The organism is Pseudomonas sp. TE4620, assembly GCF_056279045.1.
In genome coordinates this window covers 1,875,516-1,894,157 of sequence record NZ_JBWBQO010000001.1, presented here as the reverse complement: position 1 = coordinate 1,894,157, position 18,642 = coordinate 1,875,516, and the positions used below count along the sequence as shown (strand labels likewise).

At 65.4% G+C, this 18,642-nt stretch carries 19 protein-coding genes; 6 read left to right on the top strand and 13 right to left on the bottom strand.

Annotated elements, in window-relative coordinates; all coding sequences use genetic code 11:
- The first annotated feature begins 90 nt into the window (after positions 1 to 90).
- Positions 91 to 1,143, top strand: coding sequence for an NAD(P)-dependent alcohol dehydrogenase (locus tag ACZ9A3_RS09040; RefSeq protein ID WP_476252416.1), 1,053 nt, complete (start codon positions 91 to 93; stop codon positions 1,141 to 1,143).
- Positions 1,144 to 1,148: 5 nt separating this feature from the next.
- On the opposite strand, the gene ACZ9A3_RS09035 is transcribed toward ACZ9A3_RS09040, so the two are convergent.
- Positions 1,149 to 1,634 carry a DUF2199 domain-containing protein gene (locus ACZ9A3_RS09035; protein WP_093383494.1) on the bottom strand — a complete coding sequence of 162 codons (486 nt, stop codon included), beginning with the start codon at positions 1,632 to 1,634 and terminating at the stop codon, positions 1,149 to 1,151.
- Between the two features lie 188 nt (positions 1,635 to 1,822).
- Between ACZ9A3_RS09035 and mddA the strand changes: the two genes are divergently transcribed.
- Positions 1,823 to 2,572 (top strand): methanethiol S-methyltransferase, encoded by a 750-nt coding sequence (mddA, locus tag ACZ9A3_RS09030; RefSeq protein WP_476252415.1) that lies wholly within the window; start codon positions 1,823 to 1,825, stop codon positions 2,570 to 2,572.
- 72 nt (positions 2,573 to 2,644) lie between these two features.
- Here mddA and ureG read toward each other — a convergent pair whose 3' ends face one another.
- From ureG to ACZ9A3_RS08990, 8 genes are read right to left on the bottom strand one after another with little or no spacing between them, the layout of a single operon-like run.
- Positions 2,645 to 3,268 carry an urease accessory protein UreG gene (gene ureG / locus ACZ9A3_RS09025; RefSeq protein WP_045198646.1) on the bottom strand — a complete coding sequence of 208 codons (624 nt, stop codon included), beginning with the start codon at positions 3,266 to 3,268 and terminating at the stop codon, positions 2,645 to 2,647.
- A gap of 10 nt (positions 3,269 to 3,278) precedes the next feature.
- A complete protein-coding gene (locus ACZ9A3_RS09020; protein WP_195883877.1) occupies positions 3,279 to 3,953 on the bottom strand; it encodes an urease accessory protein UreF in 675 nt (224 codons plus the stop codon).
- Positions 3,953 to 4,498 carry a HupE/UreJ family protein gene (locus ACZ9A3_RS09015; RefSeq protein ID WP_093383515.1) on the bottom strand — a complete coding sequence of 182 codons (546 nt, stop codon included), beginning with the start codon at positions 4,496 to 4,498 and terminating at the stop codon, positions 3,953 to 3,955. The genes ACZ9A3_RS09020 and ACZ9A3_RS09015 overlap by 1 nt, the downstream gene beginning before the upstream one ends.
- A gap of 22 nt (positions 4,499 to 4,520) precedes the next feature.
- On the bottom strand, positions 4,521 to 5,000 hold the full coding sequence (gene ureE / locus ACZ9A3_RS09010) for an urease accessory protein UreE (protein WP_093383518.1): 480 nt from the start codon (positions 4,998 to 5,000) through the stop codon (positions 4,521 to 4,523).
- Between the two features lie 9 nt (positions 5,001 to 5,009).
- The gene (gene ureC / locus ACZ9A3_RS09005) at positions 5,010 to 6,713 is read right to left on the bottom strand and encodes an urease subunit alpha (RefSeq protein ID WP_045198637.1); all 1,704 of its coding nucleotides are present in this window, start codon (positions 6,711 to 6,713) and stop codon (positions 5,010 to 5,012) included.
- On the bottom strand, positions 6,710 to 7,027 hold the full coding sequence (locus ACZ9A3_RS09000) for an urease subunit beta (RefSeq protein WP_045198635.1): 318 nt from the start codon (positions 7,025 to 7,027) through the stop codon (positions 6,710 to 6,712). The genes ureC and ACZ9A3_RS09000 overlap by 4 nt, the downstream gene beginning before the upstream one ends.
- A 9-nt stretch (positions 7,028 to 7,036) precedes the next feature.
- Positions 7,037 to 7,339, bottom strand: coding sequence for an urease subunit gamma (locus ACZ9A3_RS08995; RefSeq protein WP_093383521.1), 303 nt, complete (start codon positions 7,337 to 7,339; stop codon positions 7,037 to 7,039).
- Positions 7,340 to 7,348: 9 nt separating this feature from the next.
- On the bottom strand, positions 7,349 to 8,182 hold the full coding sequence (locus ACZ9A3_RS08990) for an urease accessory protein UreD (protein WP_093383524.1): 834 nt from the start codon (positions 8,180 to 8,182) through the stop codon (positions 7,349 to 7,351).
- A 414-nt stretch (positions 8,183 to 8,596) separates the two neighbouring features.
- Between ACZ9A3_RS08990 and ACZ9A3_RS08985 the strand changes: the two genes are divergently transcribed.
- From ACZ9A3_RS08985 to ACZ9A3_RS08970, 4 genes are all read left to right on the top strand, one after another.
- A complete protein-coding gene (locus ACZ9A3_RS08985; RefSeq protein ID WP_476252414.1) occupies positions 8,597 to 10,447 on the top strand; it encodes a caspase family protein in 1,851 nt (616 codons plus the stop codon).
- Positions 10,444 to 11,331, top strand: coding sequence for an alpha/beta fold hydrolase (locus ACZ9A3_RS08980; RefSeq protein WP_476252413.1), 888 nt, complete (start codon positions 10,444 to 10,446; stop codon positions 11,329 to 11,331). Before ACZ9A3_RS08985 ends, ACZ9A3_RS08980 begins: the two co-directional genes overlap by 4 nt.
- A 124-nt stretch (positions 11,332 to 11,455) precedes the next feature.
- Complete coding sequence (locus tag ACZ9A3_RS08975) at positions 11,456 to 12,430, top strand: quinone oxidoreductase family protein (protein ID WP_195883871.1); 975 nt, start codon at positions 11,456 to 11,458, stop codon at positions 12,428 to 12,430.
- Between the two features lie 18 nt (positions 12,431 to 12,448).
- Positions 12,449 to 13,372, top strand: a complete 924-nt coding sequence (locus ACZ9A3_RS08970; protein ID WP_476252412.1) for a LysR family transcriptional regulator — start codon at positions 12,449 to 12,451, stop codon at positions 13,370 to 13,372.
- Here ACZ9A3_RS08970 and ACZ9A3_RS08965 read toward each other — a convergent pair.
- Genes ACZ9A3_RS08965 through ACZ9A3_RS08950 form a run of 4 tightly spaced genes read right to left on the bottom strand, consistent with a single transcriptional unit; the run spans position 13,369 to position 18,636 of the window.
- Positions 13,369 to 15,183, bottom strand: coding sequence for a dipeptide ABC transporter ATP-binding protein (locus tag ACZ9A3_RS08965; protein ID WP_476252411.1), 1,815 nt, complete (start codon positions 15,181 to 15,183; stop codon positions 13,369 to 13,371). The two genes, ACZ9A3_RS08970 and ACZ9A3_RS08965, sit on opposite strands and share 4 nt — an antisense overlap.
- Positions 15,180 to 15,998: an ABC transporter permease gene (locus ACZ9A3_RS08960; RefSeq protein WP_476252410.1), complete on the bottom strand. Its 819-nt coding sequence runs from the start codon at positions 15,996 to 15,998 to the stop codon at positions 15,180 to 15,182. The genes ACZ9A3_RS08965 and ACZ9A3_RS08960 overlap by 4 nt, the downstream gene beginning before the upstream one ends.
- Before the next feature lie 12 nt (positions 15,999 to 16,010).
- Complete coding sequence (locus ACZ9A3_RS08955) at positions 16,011 to 17,072, bottom strand: ABC transporter permease (RefSeq protein WP_476252409.1); 1,062 nt, start codon at positions 17,070 to 17,072, stop codon at positions 16,011 to 16,013.
- Positions 17,065 to 18,636, bottom strand: coding sequence for an ABC transporter substrate-binding protein (locus tag ACZ9A3_RS08950; RefSeq protein WP_093383562.1), 1,572 nt, complete (start codon positions 18,634 to 18,636; stop codon positions 17,065 to 17,067). Before ACZ9A3_RS08950 ends, ACZ9A3_RS08955 begins: the two co-directional genes overlap by 8 nt.
- Between the last annotated feature and the right edge of the window lie 6 nt (positions 18,637 to 18,642).

The following is an 18,642-nucleotide window of genomic DNA, read 5'->3' as shown; positions in this document are numbered from 1 at the left end:
GGCATGACTGGCGGAGGAATGACGATAGGCGAGCCGACGCTGGATGCGCAGAATGCGCAGCCTTCACCGATCACCGTTTATTGAGGCCCTATGTACACAGCCATCGGTTACGCCGCCCAGTCCGCCACCGCGCCCCTGGCGCCCATGACCTTCCAGCGCCGCAGCCCGCGCGCCGACGATGTGGCGATCGAGATCCTCTACTGTGGCGTGTGCCACTCCGACATCCACCAGGCCCGCAACGAGTGGGGCATCGCCGTGTATCCGCTGATGCCCGGCCACGAGATCGTCGGCAAGGTCACCGCCGTCGGCGCCAAGGTCAGCCGCTATCAGGTCGGTGACCTGGTGGGCGTGGGCTGCATGGTCGACTCCTGCCGCCACTGCGAAGCCTGCCAGGCGGACCTGGAGCAATACTGCCTGCAAGGCCCGACCATGACCTACGCCACCCCCGACCGGGTCGACGGCAGCAACACCATGGGCGGTTACTCCAGCAGCATCGTGGTCAGCGAGCACTTTGTCGTGCGCATTCCACAAGGCCTGGACTTGCCCAGCGCGGCGCCGATCCTCTGCGCCGGCATCACCACCTACTCACCGCTCAAGCATTACGGGGTCAAGCCCGGTGACCGCGTGGGCATTCTCGGCATGGGCGGCCTGGGCCATATGGGCATCAAATTCGCCAAGGCCATGGGCGCCGAAGTCACCCTCTTCACCCGCTCGCCGGCCAAGGCCGAAGAAGCCCGGCGCCAGGGGGCTGACCACGTGATCGTGTCCACCGATGAGGCGCAGATGCGCGCCGCGGCCGAGCGTTTCGATTTTCTTCTCGACACCATTCCGGTCCAGCACGACCTCAACCCCTACCTGCAGACCTTGAAGTTCGACGGCGTACACATTCTCGTCGGCCTGATCGAGCCGGTCGACCCGGCGCTGCACGCCGCCAACCTGGTAATGAAGCGCCGGGTGCTGGCCGGCTCGCTGATCGGCGGCATCGCCGAAACCCAGGAAGTGCTGGAGTTCTGCGCCGAGCACGGCATCAGTTGCGACATCGAGATGCTCGATATCGGTAACATCAACGAAGCCTTCAGCCGCATGATCGCCGGCGATGTGAAGTACCGCTTCGTCATCGACATGGCCACGCTCAAGGCCTGAGCCTGTCAGGCAAACACCTGGCTGTACTCGTGGGCGCGGTGCAGGGAAATGCCCTTGGCCTGCTCCACCGCCAATGGGTGGCTGCTGGCGGCCAGGGTCACGCTGGGGCGCGAGGTCGGGCCGCTCAACTGCAACCGGCCTTCAAGCCCCAGGGTTTCTGCCAGGGTCGGAATACTGTTGGCCAGGCGCACGGCAAAAGGCGGCTCGGCGGCCTGGTGCTCATCGCGCCAGAGCTCACAGACGCGCTCGAAATCCGCCGGCTGCAGTTCGACCCAGATACCGATGCAGTAACTATCGTTGATTTGCGCCACGGCCAGCGGCAACAGTGCCCGCAAAAAAAACCGCTCGCCGGCGATCACGCACCAGTCGTTGCTTTCCCTGACCTTGCTCTGGCGTTCCTCGGCGGCTAGCGCGAACAGCGCATCCGGGCGCCGAAACGCAAGTTCCCCCAGTTCATCGCCGTGGTCGTTACCGCACTGACTGCACATCATCAAAGCTGCCTCCTGCACCGGATTGATTGGTTAAGGGGCGCGACTCTAGCAGGCTCGCCGGGTAAAGTTGAGCTGCGGCTGATTGCCCCACCGGGTCTGGCAGCCGTTGTACTGGTCTAGGGTTAAGGGTTCAGCCGTTGCACCCCACCTGAGCAGGACGTTCAGGTGCTGACTCAAAGGAGCCCCTCATGGACGAGATCCCCCTGCTGCGCAAATGCCTCGGCTTGCTCTATAGCCTGGTCTGTTACCTGTTCTCCATGCTGGTGCTGGCGTACTTCGTGGGCTTTATTGGCCCCCCGGAAGTTCCCAAGGACATCAACTCCGGCCCGCCGACCGCCTGGTACTTCGCGGTGCCGATCAATGTGCTGCTGATCAGCCTGTTCGCCCTGCAGCACAGCGGCATGGCGCGCAAGGGCTTCAAGCAGTTCTGGCTGCAATGGGTACCGGCGCCCATCGAGCGGGCCACCTATGTGCTGTTCAGCAGCCTGGCGCTGAGCCTGCTGTTCGTGCTCTGGCAGCCGATTCCCCTGACCCTGTGGGATGTCCAGGCGCAACCGGCCCGCGGGCTGATCGAGGCGCTCTACTGGCTGGGCTGGATCATCCTGGTGCTGGCCACCTTCCTGCTCAGCCACTTCGAACTGTTCGGCCTCAAGCAGGCGTTCGACGCCTTTCGCCCACACCCCGGCGAAGCCAGCGCCTTCAAGACCCCCTGGCTGTACCGGCTGGTGCGCCACCCGTTGTACCTGGGCTTTGTCATGAGCTTCTGGGCGACGCCGCAGATGACGGTTGGCCACTTGCTGTTTGCCGGGGTGAGTACCTTGTACATCCTGATGGGCACGCTGCTGGAGGAGAAGGACCTGGTGCAGTTGTTTGGCGAGCAGTATCGGCAGTATCAGCGCAAGGTCGGGATGTTGTTGCCTTTTGTGGGGCGCAGATAGATTGATCGCGGGGCAAGTCGAGGCGTCGCACCGCCGCTCCCACAGGATTGCGCGGCCCCGCGATGCTTTTGGCTACACCGACACTTTCAACATCCCCCGCTCGACAATGAAATCAATCACCCGCTGCAACCCCTGCCCGGTCTTGAGGTTAGTGAAGGCCCAGGGTCTTTCCGGACGCATACGCCAGGTGTCCTTTTCCATCACCTCCAGCGAAGCGCCGACATAAGGCGCCAGGTCGATCTTGTTGATCACCAGGAAATCCGACTTGGTGATCCCCGGCCCGCCCTTGCGCGGGATCTTCTCGCCTTCGGCAACATCGATCACGTACACAGTGAGGTCGGCCAGCTCCGGGCTGAAGGTGGCGCTGAGGTTGTCGCCGCCGCTCTCGACGAAGATCACTTCGAGGTTGCCGAATTTGCGCGCCAGCTCTTCCACCGCCGCCAGGTTCATCGAGGCATCTTCGCGGATCGCGGTGTGCGGGCAGCCGCCGGTTTCCACTCCGACGATGCGCTCGGGGGCCAGGGCGCCGGCCTCGGTGAGGATGCGCTGGTCTTCCTTGGTGTAGATGTCGTTGGTTACCACGGCGATTTCATAGTGGTCGCGCATGGCCTTGCACAGCGCTTCAAGCAGCGCGGTCTTGCCGGAGCCGACCGGGCCGCCGACACCAACGCGCAGGGGTTGCTGATAACTTTGCATGGGGCTTTCCTCAGGAGCGGAACAATCGGGTGTATTGGGTTTCGTGGCGCGCCGAGGCAATCGCCAGCAGCGGCAGGCCGCCGCCAAGCTGGTCATCGTCCAGGGCCAGAGCAGTTACCAGCACAGCGGGCAAGGTTTCGCTCAGGTCACGCAACAGGGTCTGCGCTGCTTGCTGGCCGAACGGCACCAGCTTGACCCCGGCCATCACCGCGCCTTCGAGCCAGGCATAGCCGTGCGCAAGGGCCAGGTCAGCCAAGGGGATATCCCAGTGCACGCCCAGCCAGGCCATGCCGCCGAGTTGGCTGAGCTCAAGCGAACTGCGCCATTGGGGTGCCTGGCCCAGTTGCCAGCCGTCGAGCAAACGGGTCAGGGCCATGCCGCGCTGGCGTTCTTCCAGGCGCAGTTCGGCGGTTTCGCGGTTGGCCAGCAAAAACCGGCTCCAGCGCGCGAAGGCTTCGGCGTCATCCGCCAGGCAAGCCTGGTACAAGCGCGCCAGCAGCGGCCAGTCGAGGTGGCACAGGGTGTCCTCGATCTGCTGGCGTTGCCAGGCGCGAAAACCATCGGCGCCCTGCACCCAGCCGGCCTCCACCGCCCACTCCAGGCCTTGCGAGTAGGTAAAGCCGCCTACCGGCAGGCTGGGGCTTGCCAGCTGCAACAGGCGCAGCAGCTTCAGGTTGCTGCTCATCAGCCGGCCAGCACCAGCGCGGCACCGGCCAGCAAGCCGCCACCGAAGACTTTCTGCAGGCCGGTGTGCCGACGCAGCAGGCAACCCCCGGCAAAGCCTGCCAGCAGCAACAGGCCACTGACCGTGACGAAACCTGCGCTGAACACCCAGAACGCACCCGGGCTGGCTTCAACGCCGTGGGCCCAGCCGTGGAACAGGGCAAACAGCGGCATGGCCAGGGCCAGCAGCACCTGGCGGCTGGGCAGCAGCAGCGCGGCAGCGGCCACCAGCAGCGAGCCGATGATCATCTGCTCCATGCCGATCACACCGCCGAACACATGGCCCATCAGCGCCCCGCCGAACATCGCCCCGAGGGTCAGCAACGGCAGCGCCAGGGTACGCCCGGTCAGCGCCGCGAGCACCCCGGTGCCAAGCAGCATGAGCAAGTGATCGAGGCCGGTCAGCGGGTGCAGCAAACCATCCTGCAGCGGATTGGCATCATGGCCGGGGTGGGCAAAGGCCGGAAGCGCAACCAGCAGCAACGCGAGGGTGACGAGTTTTTTCATGGGACAATCTCCTTATCGACAATCAGTGGTGAGCGACGCGAACGAACAGGTGGTTACTGTGGGCATGGCTGTGCGGGGCACTCTGGTAGGCCCCGGCTTCAGGCTCGAACGGTGCTTGCTCGACCGTTACGTCAAGGCCCAGGCCACGGACCATTTCATCCAGCACATGGTCGTGCTGATAGCGCAGCAGGCCGGCCTCGATCTGCAGCGGCACATGGCGGTTGCCCAGGTGATAGGCGGCGCGGGTCAGCAACAGTGGATCGGCGCAGCGCACGCTGGACACCTGCTCGGCCGCCGCCAGCACGCGAATCACCTCGCCGCCCTGCGCTTCGCCAAGCAGCTCGCCACCGCGCAGCAACTGCCCGCGTTCGAGCATCAGGCCGGCCTCGCGGCCATCGTCGAGGGTGACGCGCACGCGGCTCTTGATCCGCGTATCGACAGTGAGGGTGACGGTGCCGCTTACCGTGGCGGCGTCGCTCAGGCGACGGGTCAACAGGATCATCTTCGCTCCTTAAAACAGAAAATAACGCTGGGCCATCGGCAACACCGTGGCCGGTTCGCACACCAGCAGTTCACCGTCGGCGCGCACCTCGTAGGTTTGCGAGTCGACCTCGATCATCGGCAACAGGCCGTTATGGACCATGTCGCCCTTGCGCACTGTGCGACAGCCCCGGGCCTCGCCGATCAGGCTCTGCAGCCCCAGTTGCCGGTGCACGCCACGCGCGATCGCCGCCTGCGACAGGAAGGTCATGCGCGTGGCGTGGCGCGCGGCACCGAGGGCGCCGAACATCGGCCGGTAGTGCACCGGTTGCGGGGTCGGGATCGAGCCGTTGATATCGCCCATCGGCGCCATGGCGATCATCCCGCCCTTGATCACCAGCGCAGGCTTGACGCCGAAGAACGCCGGCGCCCAGAGCACCAGGTCGGCGAGTTTGCCGGCCTCCACCGAGCCCACTTCGTGGGCGATGCCATGGGTCAGCGCCGGGTTGATGGTGTACTTGGCGATGTAGCGCTTGACCCGGAAGTTGTCGCTGCGCGCGGTATCCGGCGCCAAGGGGCCACGGCGTAGTTTCATCTGGTGCGCCACCTGCCAGGTGCGCAGCACCACTTCGCCGACCCGGCCCATGGCCTGGGAGTCGGACGAAGTCATCGAGAACGCGCCCAGGTCATGGAGGATGTCTTCGGCGGCAATCGTCTCGCGGCGGATACGCGACTCGGCAAACGCCACGTCCTCGGCAATACTCGGGTCCAGGTGATGGCAGACCATGAGCATGTCCAGGTGCTCGTCGACGGTGTTCTGGGTGTAGGGCAAGGTCGGGTTGGTCGAGGACGGCAGCACATTGGCAAAGGCCGCCGCGCGGATGATGTCCGGCGCATGGCCACCGCCGGCGCCTTCGGTGTGGAAGGTATGGATGGTGCGATCGCCAATCGCCGCCAGAGTGTCCTCGATACAGCCCGACTCGTTGAGGGTGTCGGTATGGATCGCCACCTGCACGTCGTGCTCTTGCGCCACGCCCAGGCAGCAGTCGATGGCTGCCGGGGTCGAACCCCAGTCTTCGTGCAGCTTGAGGCCCACGGCGCCGGCTTCGATCTGCTCGCGCAAGGCTTCGGGCCGCGAGGCGTTGCCTTTGCCCAGCAGGCCGATATTGATCGGCAATTGGTCGGCGGCCTGGAGCATGCGCGCCAGGTACCAGGGCCCGGAGGTGCAGGTGGTGGCATTGGTGCCGGTGGCAGGCCCGGTGCCGCCGCCAATGAAGGTGGTAATGCCCGAGGTCAGCGCCTCTTCGACCTGCTGCGGGCAGATGAAGTGGATGTGCGAGTCGATGCCGCCAGCGGTGACGATCTTGCCTTCGGCGGCGATCACTTCGGTGCCCGGCCCGACTGGCAAGGTCACTCCCGGTTGCACATCGGGGTTGCCAGCCTTGCCGACACCGACGATGCGCCCGTCCTTGATGCCGATGTCGGCCTTGACGATGCCCCAGTGGTCGATGATCAGCGCGTTGGTCAGCACCAGGTCCAGCGCCTGCGCGGCAAGCATCTGGCCCTGGCCCATGCCGTCGCGGATGACCTTGCCGCCGCCGAACTTGACCTCCTCGCCATAGATCGTGAAGTCCTTCTCGACCTCGACCCACAGCTCGGTGTCGGCCAGGCGTACGCGATCGCCCACTGTCGGGCCGAACATGTCGGCATAGGCCCTGCGCGATATGCGGCTCATGCCTGATTCTCCAGCTTGCCCATGACCTTGCCCTGAAAGCCGTAGACCTCGCGCTTGCCGCGGTACGGCACCAGCGGGACGGTCCGCGCCTGGCCCGGTTCGAAACGCACGGCGGTGCCAGCGGCGATGTCCAGGCGGTAACCTCGGGTCGGCTCGCGCTCGAACACCAGGGCGTTGTTGACCTCGAAAAAGTGATAGTGCGAGCCGACCTGCACCGGCCGGTCGCCGTGGTTGGCGACGGTGACGCTGATCACCTCAAGGCCGGCGTTGAGTTCGATGTCGCCGTCGGCAACCTGTATTTCTCCGGGAATCATCCTGTGCTCCTAGACAATCGGGTCATGGACGGTGACCAGCTTGGTGCCGTCGGGAAAGGTCGCTTCCACCTGCACATCGGCGATCATCTCGCTGACCCCGGCCATCACCTGGTCACGGCGCAGCACCTCGCGGCCGAGGTTCATCAGCTCGGCAACGGTGCGCCCGTCGCGGGCGCCTTCCATCACCGTGGCGCTGATCAAGGCCACCGCCTCCGGGTAGTTGAGCTGCAGGCCACGGGCCAGGCGCCGTTCGGCCAGCAGTGCAGCGGTGAACAGCAGCAGTTTGTCTTTCTCTCGCGGGGTCAGCTCCATGGCGTTCTCTCAGGTGGCCCAGATACGCGGCGGGCATGGCGCCAGGCCGACCACGACGGGTCGCAAGGCGTGCCAGAGCCGCTGCAGGGTAAGTTGCAGGCGTTGGTTGTCGTGATCGAGCAGGCGTACCACCAGCAACTGGCCAAGCAGGGTCGCGCCGGCCGGAGCGCCCAGGTCTTCAAGCAAGGCGCGGCTCTGTTCAAGCAGTTCGCTGCTGGCCGGATAGGCGCAAAAGGTTGCTTGCAGCGGCAAGCCGGCGACTTTGTCGAGCTGCCCGCCGTCGATGCGCAGACGCTCGTGCAGGCCCGGGTCGTCGGCCAGCTCGATGTGCAGGCGACTGTCGACGGCGCCGTGACTGAAGGTCTCGGCCATCACCGGGCGGCCCAGGCACAGGGTTTCCCAGGCCAGCAGGCGCGCGCCAGGCGCCAGGGTAAAGCGGTTTTCCAGGCGCACGCGGGCGCCGGCAAAACAGATGTTGCCCTGGGGCAGCCATTCGAGCGTGCTGTTTTCGTCCAGGTAAAAATGCTGCTGGAGGATCGAGGTCGGGCCGCCGCTGCGGTAGAACTTGGTCGCTCCGGGCATGGTCAGCAGCGCATGGCTGCCGGGTTCCAGGTGCACATCGAGCAGCAGTTTGTCGCCGCCGACCACGCCACCCGGCGGGTGCAGCACGTAGACGTGGCACGGTGCGCCTTCGGGATAGAACGGCCGCTGCACCAAAAGAGGACCGAAATGGCGCCGCGCACCAATACAGGTCTTGCTCTCGCCCCGAACGAAACGCAGCCGCAGCTCGGCGCGCCAGCCGGCATCTGCGGTGTCCAGGTCGGGGGTTGCGGGGAGCGACATGCCTCAGGTTCCAGTAAACGCTGCACCAACTCGGCGACAGACGCATTTGCAAGAAACAACCTACGCGCTCAAGCGAATCCAGCGACTTGCAGGTTTGACCAATCGATCAGTAATCGATAGCTGAGGCAAAGCACATAGCGGGCCAAGATGGCGCGCTGGAGGGGGTTGTTTAAACAGCCGGCATGCACCGGTTTAGCGCTGTGTGCTTGCCGCGCGTTTAAACCCGGGCATCAGACCATGCCTACAACAGCGGCTACTCCTGACGCAGCCGCTTGCGGTGCGACTTGGTGCGCTCGTAGAACCAGATGCAATCCTGCTGGTACCTCGTCGCCCGGCAGCGGCACAGCACTGGATAAGCGCAAAAACCGCCCCATACTGATAGCACTACGCCTCTAGCGGACCGAGGGCCGGACCATGAGCCGAAACGTTGGTTTGATTGCCGTCGGGGTGGATCACACTGGCATTCTGGATTCGTTGAAAGGCGCGGCCAGCGGGGCACTGCAATTTGCCCGCTGGCTGGAGGAGCAACAGCAGTTCGGCATCAGCCCGAGCATCAGCGTACTGACCGATCAGAATGACCAGGTGGTCGAAGCCAAGGCGATCCAGACCGCCGCCCGCGACTTGCTCGCGGTCGGCGGGCTCGACCTGCTGATCCTGTATTTCTCCGGGCACGGCATTGTCAAGAACGGCGCCGATGAACAAGTCTTGCTGTCGAACGTCAAGGACTACCCCGACGAAGCCATCAACATTGCTGCAACGGCGCTCAACGCCCGCCATATTGGCGTACCCCATGTCGTGATCATCTCCGACGCCTGTCGCAATGCGGTCGACCCCTTTGGCTCACTGGGCCAGGTCAGTGGCAGGCCCGCGGTGAAACGCGGTGCGGTGGTCGGCATCAAGCCCGGCAAGGTCGATATCTTCTACGCCACCGAACCGTCACAAACCGCCAAGGAGTACAAAGGCGAAGGATTCTTTACCAAGGTCCTGCTCGAAGCGCTGCAAAGCCCTCCGACAGAAATTTGCGAGACCTGGCCGGGCTCCAGCGTGCCGATCATTCCCACCTGGCTTCTGGAAGACTACCTGTACAACCAGGTGCCGACCCGCGCCCAGCAGCAAACACCGCGCTTCGAGCAAACGCCGGACATCATTGTCCAGGCGCGCCAACCGCTGTTCCTCGGCTATGCCAGCCCGCCGCTAGTCTTTGCCAGCCCTCCCCCGCTGCCTGGCCCCGGGCCGCTGGACTACGGCCTGCCCGCTGAAGCCGGAGCACCCTACTTTGAGCAAATCCAGATCCTGCCGCTTCCCGAGCTGTTTCCAGCAAACCTCAGGGTCACCAGCCGAAACCAGGCGATACAACAGGTGGCCAGCAGCTTTCTCAAGGAACCCGAGGCGTACATCAGCACCACATTGCTTGAACAAGCCGGCCTCGACGAAGCCTACCGGCGCAACCTGCGGCGCTACACAGCACTCCCCCAGAGCCCGGCCGAAAGCGGATTGCGCATCATCGGTAGCCAGGCCATCAGCGTCCTGGTGGCCCCCGGCCAAGCGGCGCCCGATGTGCAAACCGATGACCAGCAGAGCATCATCAGCCTGGCGCCGTCTGCTCAGGCGCAGTCAGTCATCGTCACGTTCAGCGACGACACCCTGATCGTCTTACCGGTCATGCCCGGCTACATAGGCACAGTCCACGTAGACGAAGGCCTGGTGCAGTCGGTTTCGTTCGAGATGGGTAGGACCCTGGCCCAGACCTTTGCGCAAACTCCGAGCAGGCGCCTGCACCTGCACCACTTGCAAGCACTTGCCGCAGCCTTCGCCAGCAGCGCCAAACTGCGCACCCTGGCCGCGACCCAGGCATCGAGCTTCGCCGATGTCCTGCGCCAGGAAAAGCGCCTGGACCCGACCTTGGGCATCTACGCCGCCTACGCCTATCTGCTGGCCGCTGACGACCAAGGCGTGCGTTCGGTGCTGAGCTACTTCCTTGACTACCAGGCATCGTCCCAACCGCCTTTGCCCGTGCCGTTCGATGTGGCTTTGCTCGCCGGCGCCCAGGCACCCGGCAAGCGCAAGGCACGGCCGCTGATCGCACCGTTCTGCCCGATGATGAGCCTGGGCTGGACAGTGCTGGCAGCCCATGGCAAGAACCAGAAGCTCCACCCTGCAATCCTCGAAGCCGGTAAATACCGGCTCAATACTGAATGGTCGACCTTTCGCCGCCGCGATACCCAACCGCTTATCGAAGCTTTTCTACAAGGAGAGTTGTCATGAAAGTCGTGTTCATCCATGGCCGGTCGCAACAAGGTAAAAACCCGCTCACCCTGCAAAACACCTGGACCAATGCCTTGATCAAGGGTTTTGAAGGCATCGGTTCGCCCTACCCTGGCGTGGTCGATGTGGCCTTCCCTTACTACGGTGATCTGTTGTTCGACGAAACCTACCGCAGAGCGCAGAAAGACTTTCAGGTACTCACCGACAAAGGCGCCGACGCCGCGGCCCCGGGTGGCGAGGAAGAAGAGTTCATGCGCCAGGTCATTTACGACATCGCCAAGCAGCAAGGTATCAGCAAGGAACAGATCAACGCCGAGGCCAATGGCGAGATGCTTGAGAAAGGTGTTCAGAACTGGCGCGGCGTGCTGGCGGCCCTGCGCCTGCTCGACCAGTTGCCCGGTGTCGGCGCGACTTCGGTCGAGCTGTTCACCCGCGATGTGTGGTACTACCTGACCGAAAAAACCATCCGTGACGCGGTCAACAAATTGGTCGATGCCCAGCTTCCAGAAAACGATCCGTGCATCGTGGTAGCTCACTCTCTGGGCACCATCATTGCCTATAACCTGCTGATGAACCGGCCTGCACGCAGCAACATCAAGGGCCTGGTGACCCTCGGCTCGCCCCTGGGCATTGAAGCCATCCTGAGCCGGCTGCCCTCCAACGGTTCGCCGCGCAAGGCCCCGGATGGCGTACCCAGCTGGGTCGACATTCGTGACAAACGCGATGTGGTGGCGCTCTACGAAATTCCCGCCGCGCGCTTCAGTGGAGCACCTGCGGTGCAAAACCACAGCAACGCCAGCAACGGCAGCGATAACCGCCACGGCATCGTCGAGTACCTCAACGACACCATCGTAGCGGGCGTATTACGGCCTTTGCTGGCATAAGCAGGTTCAAACACTCAGACTCGTGCACTGGCTGCAGCAATCAACTGCATGCAAGCCGATTGCTGGACCCTGGTTGAAAAAATACCCTTGAACGCACCTTAACTGTGTCTCAGGACTCTCAACCATGGTCATGCACATCCGCCTCCAGCAGACGGGCGCACCAAGTGTTCTGCACCTCGAACAAACCAGCGCGCAAGCCCCCGGCCCCGGCGAGGTCTGGCTTGAACAGGCGGCGATCGGCGTCAACCCGCTGGACGTCAGCCAGCGCAAGGGCGATGTGCCCATCGCCCTGCCCTGCGGGCTGGGCCTTGAGGGCGCCGGAACGGTAGCGGCAATCGGCGCCGGCGTCAGCGGCTTGGCTGTCGGCGAGCGCGTCGGCTACGCCACCGGCCCCCTGGGCGCCTATGCCAGCGCCCGACTGTACCCCGCCGAGCGGCTGGTGAAACTGCCCGATGATCTTGGCCTGGAACAGGCCGCCGCCGTGCTGTTCAAGGGCATCACCGCCCATTACCTCCTTCACAGCACGTACCCGGTCGGGCCCGGCACGCGGCTGATGATCTACGGCGCCGCCGGGGCCCTGGGGCAGTTGCTGGTGCCTTGGGCCAAGCACCTGGGCGCATTTGTGATTGGCGTGGTCTCCAAGCCGGAAAGTGTCGCCCGCGCCCGTGCCGCCGGCTGTGATCAGGTGCTGGTGTTCGACGCCGCGACCCTCGCTGCGCAGGTGCTGGATATCACTCAAGGGCGCAAACTCGACGTGGTCTACGACCCGATTGGCCGGCTGTCGTTCGAGGCCTCACTGGACAGCCTGCGCCCGCGCGGCTTGCTGGTGTCCTGCGGCATGGCCTCGGGAGCGCCGCCAGCCATCGAGCTGAGCACCCTCAACGCCAAGGGCTCGTTGTTCATCACCCGGCCCTCGCTGGCGGCGCACACGGCAAGCGCTGGCGAGTACCAGCAGCGCGCCGGGGAGGTGCTGGCAGCGCTGGCGGCAGGTATCATTCGCGCGCAGATCTGGCAGCGTTATGCCCTGGCCGACGCCGCACTGGCCCATGACGACCTGCAACAAGGACGCTCACAGGGCGCAATCATCCTCACGCCCTGACCTACCGAGGTAACCGCGATGGACCCGTTCGACAGTCGCCAGGCCGATGAGCTTGCCACCCTCCTGACGCTGTTCGAGCACGGCTCGTTTGCCGCTGCCGGGCGCACGCTGCAGCGCCACCCGTCGGTGCTGTCCAAGCGCCTCGGGGCCCTGGAACAGCGCTTAGGCATTCGCCTGGTCGAGCGCACCACCCGCCAGTTGCGCTTCACCGACGAAGGCGCACGCCTGGTCGAGCGCCTGCGCCAGGCCGCCAGCCTGATCAGCGAGGCCGAGCGCGAAGCCGCCGAAGGTGCGACCCAGGTGCGCGGGCGCCTGCGCATCGCCCTGCCCTCGTCCATGGGCCGGCTGTGGCTGAGCCCGATGCTTGCCGAGTTTGCCCTGGCGTTTCCCCAGGTGCAGCTTGAGACCGAATACGCCGAACGTTTTGTCGATATCGTCGCCGAAGGCTTCGATGCGGCGATCCGCATTGGCGAGCTGGCCGACAGCCGCCTGGTGGCGCGCAAGCTCTGTGAGCACCGGCGTATCCTCTGCGCAGCGCCAGCCTACCTGCAACAGCACGGCCAGCCGCAAACCCCGGCCGACCTCGCCGGGCATAACTGCCTGGGTTTTACCGGCCTGCGTTCGTACCCGGAGTGGCGCCTGGCCGGTCTGGGCCAGCAACACACGGTTAAAGTGCGCGGCTCGCTGGTCAGCAACGACAACGAAGCGCTGCTGACCGCCGCCCGGGCCGGGGTTGGCATCCTTGCCGGCGGCGACTGGCTGATGCAGCACGACCTCGACAGCGGCCGCCTGCTGCGGGTGCTGCCCGACTGGCAGCTGGATGCCGACGCCGGCATTTACCTGGTGCGCCCCGGCGCCCGCTACAACAGCGCCGCGACCCTCGCCTTCAAGCAGTGGATCGAGGCGCGCTTTGCCCACGGCGCGCCCTGGCGCAGCCGCTAGACCGCCGCCAGGCGTGGCGTATGGGCCAGCAGGCTCTGGGTGTAGCGGTCTGCCGGCCTGTCCAGCACCTGATCCACCGGGCCCTGCTCAACGATGCGCCCCTGCTGGATCACCACCACCCGATCGGCAATCGCCCGCACCACCCCCAGGTCGTGGGTGACGAACACCAGGGTCATGCCTTCGCCTTGCAGTTGCTTGAGCAACGCCAGGATCGCCGCCTGCACCGAAACGTCCAGCGCCGAGGTCACTTCATCGCAGATCAGCACGCTGGGTTCGCACACTAGCGCGCGGGCAATCGCCACCCGCTGGCGCTCGCCACCGGAGAGGTGATGGGGGTACTTGTCAGCCACCGAGGCGGGTAAGGCCACCCGCTGCAGCGCCGCCTCGATACGCGCCCGGCAGGCCTGGCCCTTGAGTTTGAAGAAGTGCTCCAGCGGCGCCTGCAGGCACTGGGCCACGGTCTGCCGGGGGTTCAGGGCGCGGTACGGGTTCTGAAAAACATACTGGATCCGATGTCGGCTGGCGCTGGGCCGCTGCCGGGCCAGCAGGCTCAACGGCTGGCCGTCGAAACGCAGCTCACCGCTGGCGTTGTCGCCAAGGCCTGCCAGGGTGCGGGCCAGGCTGGTCTTGCCCGAGCCAGACTCGCCGACCACCGCCAGGCATTCGCCTGCCTGCACGTCGAGGGCCAGGTCGAACAGCACCTGGCGGTCGTAGCTGAGGTTCAGATTGCTGATCGCCAGCAGCGGTGCCTGATCGGCGCGAATCGCCCGAACCTGCAGCGCCGCGATCGGTGCTGGTGCCTCAAGCTGCGGATGCAGGCAAGCGACCTGTTGCTGCGCCTCGAGGGTTTGCAAGCCCGGCTCGGCCTGTTCACAGGCAGCCGTTCGCCGTGGGCAGCGCGGCGCAAACGCGCAGCCATGGGCACGCTGGCCCGGCGCCGGGGCATGGCCGGGAATTGCTTGCAGCGGGTGCTGGCGGGCAACGTCTGGAATCGCCGCCAGCAAGCCCAGGGTGTAAGGGTGGCTGGGGCGGGCGAACAGCCGTTCGCGGCTGGCGACTTCGACGATGCGCCCGGCGTACATGACCATCACCCGGTCGACCAGGTCCTTGATCACCGCCAGGTCGTGGGACACGTACACCGCCGCCACGCCCTGCTCCTTGCACAGCCGGCGCAGGGTTTGCAGGATGTGCGCCTGAGTGCTGACGTCCAGCGCCGTGGTCGGCTCGTCGAGGACGATCAGCCGTGGACGCAACACGAAGGCCAGGGCGAGCATCACCCGCTGTTGCTGGCCGCCAGACAACTGATGAGGGAAGCGCCGCAGGAACTCGGCGTCGCCCGGCAGGCCGACGTCTATCAGGGTCTGCTGCAGGCGCTGTTGCTGCGCCTCCTTTGCCAATTGCGGTTCGTGGGCGTGCAGGGTTTCCAGCAACAAGCGGCCGATGCGCAGCGCCGGGTTGAGGGCTTGCGCCGGGTCCTGGGCAACGTAGCCGATCAGCCCGCCTCGGGCCTGGCGCAGGGCTTCGCCGCGCAGCTCAAGGAGGCTGACGTCGGCGACCGCGATCTCCCCGGTGGCAATCCGTGCACCGCGCCGGGCGTGGGCCAGCAAGGCGGTGGCCAGGGTGGTCTTGCCCGAGCCGGACTCACCGACCAGGCCGAGGATTTCACCGGGGGCCAGGCTGAAGTTGATGTGGTCGATGATGTCGGCGCTTGTGTTGAGTTCAACCCGCAGGTTTTGCACCCGCAGGGCCGGCTTTTCGCGGGTCAAGCCTGTGGGAGCGGGCTTGACCCACGATGGCGCATAGGAATTCATCGGCGCTCTCCCGCGCTGTGCCGGGCAATGCCTTCGGCGAAGATGTTGGTGCCGTAGGCGAACACCCCGATCAGCAGCGCCGGGGCCAATACCGCCCAAGGCTGAACCAGCAGGCCAGCCTGGTTTTCATTGATCATCAGGCCCCAGTCGGCAGCCGGCGGCGCCACGCCGTACCCCAGGTAACTGAGGCCCGAGAGCATGCCGATGCCCCAGGTGAGCATGTTGCCAAAGTGCACCAGCAACGGTGTGAGCACGTTGGGCAGGATCTCGCGCACAAGGATGCGCGTGCGCGAAAAGCCCATCATCTGCGCCGCCTCGACGAACTCCTGGCTGGCCACCGCTACCGCGCTACCCCGGGCCAGGCGGATCACCCCGGGGGTAAAGGCAATGGCCACGGTAAGCACGATCAGCCACGGCGCGCGGCCGAGCATCGAGACGATCAACAGCACCAGGATCAGGTCGGGGAACGCCAGCCAGACATCCGCAAGCCAGGTGATCGCCTGGTCCAGGCGCTGGCGCGACAGACCGGCCAGCAGACCCAGTACGGTGCCGACGACCAAAGCAATCGCCGCTGCCGCCAGCGACATCCACAAAATCGACAGGCCGCCATTGAGCAACCGCGACAGCACGTCATGGCCAAGAAAATCATGGCCCAGCGGCGCATCCGTTGCCGGCGTGCCGTACACCCCGCCGACCATGTCGGTGGGCGCATGGGGCGCCAGACACGGCCCGAACAGCGCCAGGAGGACAATGGCCAGGGTCACCAGGGCGCCGCGGCGAATCTGCGGCTCACGCCACCAGCGTGAATTGAACATGGGCGATTCCTCTCAAGGGGCTTTGGCTGCCGGGCGCCGCCACCAACTCTGGATACCACGGCGGTTGCGCTGGATCAGGGTGGCACGGCGGGCGGTGCGCAGTTTTGGGGTCAGCAGCACGGTGAGCAGGTCGGCCACCAGGTTGATCAGCACCACCCCGAGGGTGATCACCAGCACCACGCCCTGCACCAGCGGCAGGTCGCGCATCTGGATCGCGCTGTTGAGCTGGGTGCCGATGCCCGGGTAGCTGAAGATCACCTCGGCAAGCAAGGCGCCGCCGATCAAGGTGCGCAGAGTCAGGGCCACGCCCTGGATCGCCGGCACCAGGGCATTGGGCAAGGTGTGGTGCCAGACGATGCGCCATTCGGCGATGCCGCGCAGGCGCGCCGCGCTGACGTAGTCCGACTCCAGCGCTTCGATCATCGAGGCGCGGACCATGCGCGCCAGGTACGGCAGCGACGACAGGCTCAACGCGAAGATCGGCAGCAGCAGGTACTCAAGCTGCTGCCACAGGGCCTTGTCCGGATCAAGGATCGACACCGCCGGCAGCAGGTTGACCTGGGGCATGGAGAACAGCAGCACCAGGCCGATGGCCAGCAAGAACCCAGGCGTGGCTTTAAGGAAGATCAGCGCCGACAGGCCAAAACGGTCCAGGCGGCTGTCGCGGCGCAAAGCCAGGCTGACGCCGATGCCCAAGGCCAGCGGCACCACCAGTACCAGCACGCCGGCCAGCAGCGCCAGGGTATTGCCGAAGCGGCTGAAAATGATCGAGGCCACCGGCTGGCTGGAGTCCAGCGAGATGCCCAGGTCACCGCGCAGCACCTGGCCAAGCCAGCTGCAATACTGCACCAGGATCGGCCGGTTCAGGCCCAGTTGCTCGCGCAGGGTCAGCACGCTTTGCAGCGGCGCCTCGGGGCCGAGGATGACCCGCGCCGGGTCCGACGGCAATGCCTGGGTGGCGATGAACACCACCAGGCTGATAACCCAGGCGGTAAGCAGGCCGTAGCCCAGGCGGCCGATGAACCAGGGCAGCCAGGCAGGCAGTCGGGAAGTTCGTGCGCACGGTTCAGGCATGGTTCAACCACAGGCTGTCAAAGCGCCAGGAGGCGAAGGTGGTCTGTTCGCCGTGCAAGCCGCCGACCTTGCTGGAGGCGGCATCGAGCACGTCGGTAAAGCCCCAGATCAGCAAGCCGCCGCGCTGGTGCTGGATGCTCTGGGCCTCGTGCACCAGTTGCTTGCGCCGCTCAAGGTCGGGCTGGCCAAGGGCCTGGGTGAACAGCTCGGAGAAACGCTCATCGCGAAAATTGCTGCGGTTGTAGATCGCCAGCGGCGCGTCGTTGTGCAGGCCGGTGGCCAGGAAGCCACGGGCAGGCGTGGAGCCTGGCGACATCAGCCACTGCTCTTTCTGCGGGCCGTTGAACACCGAGCTGTCCACGGGTGTGACCTTGACCTGGACCCCGGCCTTCTTCGCCTGTTGAGCGAACACCAGCGCGGCGTTGACTTCGTTGGCGGTGGTGGTCAGCTCGACGCGCAGGTCGGTGGCACCGGCCTGGCGCAGCAGCGAGCGGGCCTGGTCGAGGTCGTAGCCGCGCTGGGCGATAGCGTGGTTGTAGGTCGGGTCTTGCGGCGAATACAGGTCGTTGGCGATGCGCCCGAAACCATTCAGGCCACGGCCGATCAGCTCTTGCCGATCGGCCAGCAGGCGAAAGGCCTGACGCACCCGCTCGTCCTGGAACGGCGCCTTGGCGGTGTTGAGGTTGAAGCCGCTGAACGAGGTGGTTGGCGAGACCACCAGTTGCAAGCGTGGGTCGGCCTTGATCAGGGCGCTGTGCTCGGCCTGCACACCGCTGGCGACGTCGATCTGCCCGGCGCGCAGGGCGGCGACCCGCGACACCTGGTCCTTGAATTCGATGATCTCCAGCTCGTCAGCGTAGGGCTGGTTGGGTTTGTAGTAATTCTCGAAGCGGGTGAACAGCGCGCGCTGGCCTGGCACGAAGCTTTTCAGCCGGTACGGCCCCGCCCCCACCGGGTTGCTTAGCGGATCGTAATCGGTCGGCACAATCGCGCCGAAGGCAATCAGGGTTTCGTCCAGCGGGAAGAAGCTGCGGCCCTGCTTGAAGCGGATCTCGATGGTACGCTCATCGAGCTTGCGCAAGGCCTGGCGGTCGATGGCACCGACCAGCCCGGCAAACGGCGAGGCCAGTTTCGGGTCGGTCAGGCGCAGGATCGAAAACAGCATGTCGTCGGCAGTGATGCTCTTGCCATGGTGGAACTCCAGGCCCGGCTTGATGCGGATGGTCCAGGCGCTGGCATCGGCGTTGGGCTCGGCGAACTCGGCCAGGCCCAGGCGCGTGCTGACGTCGTCGTTCCACTCCCAGAACTTGCTGTACAACGCCCAGCCGCGAATGATCCCGCCGCCAGACGGCTTGTGGGCATCAAGATTGCCGGCCTGGTCGCCGTCGATGATGCCAACCCGCAAGCGCCCGCCACGCACCGGCTGGGTGGGCCGGCTGATGGCGCCGACCACCGCCGGCTCGCCGGCGCCGCAACCTGTGAGCAAACTGGAGCCGAGCAACAGGCCGCCACCGACGGCCAGGCTGTTGCCGAGAAACACCCGGCGGGAAAATTCGTTTGGCATGGGCAA

Excerpts from the sequence above, each read along its gene's own strand:
- ACZ9A3_RS08970 (WP_476252412.1), top strand. The coding sequence starts at position 12,449 with ATGGACCCGTTCGACAGTCGCCAGGCCGATGAGCTTGCCACCCTCCTG.
- ACZ9A3_RS08955 (WP_476252409.1), bottom strand. The coding sequence starts at position 17,072 with ATGCCTGAACCGTGCGCACGAACTTCCCGACTGCCTGCCTGGCTGCCC.
- ACZ9A3_RS08960 (WP_476252410.1), bottom strand. The coding sequence starts at position 15,998 with ATGTTCAATTCACGCTGGTGGCGTGAGCCGCAGATTCGCCGCGGCGCC.
- ACZ9A3_RS09040 (WP_476252416.1), top strand. The coding sequence starts at position 91 with ATGTACACAGCCATCGGTTACGCCGCCCAGTCCGCCACCGCGCCCCTG.
- ACZ9A3_RS08995 (WP_093383521.1), bottom strand. The coding sequence starts at position 7,339 with ATGGAGCTGACCCCGCGAGAGAAAGACAAACTGCTGCTGTTCACCGCT.
- ACZ9A3_RS08985 (WP_476252414.1), top strand. The coding sequence starts at position 8,597 with ATGAGCCGAAACGTTGGTTTGATTGCCGTCGGGGTGGATCACACTGGC.
- ACZ9A3_RS08990 (WP_093383524.1), bottom strand. The coding sequence starts at position 8,182 with ATGTCGCTCCCCGCAACCCCCGACCTGGACACCGCAGATGCCGGCTGG.
- ACZ9A3_RS08950 (WP_093383562.1), bottom strand. The coding sequence starts at position 18,636 with ATGCCAAACGAATTTTCCCGCCGGGTGTTTCTCGGCAACAGCCTGGCC.
- ACZ9A3_RS09000 (WP_045198635.1), bottom strand. The coding sequence starts at position 7,027 with ATGATTCCCGGAGAAATACAGGTTGCCGACGGCGACATCGAACTCAAC.
- ureG (WP_045198646.1), bottom strand. The coding sequence starts at position 3,268 with ATGCAAAGTTATCAGCAACCCCTGCGCGTTGGTGTCGGCGGCCCGGTC.
- mddA (WP_476252415.1), top strand. The coding sequence starts at position 1,823 with ATGGACGAGATCCCCCTGCTGCGCAAATGCCTCGGCTTGCTCTATAGC.
- ACZ9A3_RS08965 (WP_476252411.1), bottom strand. The coding sequence starts at position 15,183 with ATGAATTCCTATGCGCCATCGTGGGTCAAGCCCGCTCCCACAGGCTTG.
- ACZ9A3_RS09020 (WP_195883877.1), bottom strand. The coding sequence starts at position 3,953 with ATGAGCAGCAACCTGAAGCTGCTGCGCCTGTTGCAGCTGGCAAGCCCC.
- ACZ9A3_RS08980 (WP_476252413.1), top strand. The coding sequence starts at position 10,444 with ATGAAAGTCGTGTTCATCCATGGCCGGTCGCAACAAGGTAAAAACCCG.
- ACZ9A3_RS09035 (WP_093383494.1), bottom strand. The coding sequence starts at position 1,634 with ATGATGTGCAGTCAGTGCGGTAACGACCACGGCGATGAACTGGGGGAA.
- ureE (WP_093383518.1), bottom strand. The coding sequence starts at position 5,000 with ATGATCCTGTTGACCCGTCGCCTGAGCGACGCCGCCACGGTAAGCGGC.
- ACZ9A3_RS09015 (WP_093383515.1), bottom strand. The coding sequence starts at position 4,498 with ATGAAAAAACTCGTCACCCTCGCGTTGCTGCTGGTTGCGCTTCCGGCC.
- ACZ9A3_RS08975 (WP_195883871.1), top strand. The coding sequence starts at position 11,456 with ATGGTCATGCACATCCGCCTCCAGCAGACGGGCGCACCAAGTGTTCTG.
- ureC (WP_045198637.1), bottom strand. The coding sequence starts at position 6,713 with ATGAGCCGCATATCGCGCAGGGCCTATGCCGACATGTTCGGCCCGACA.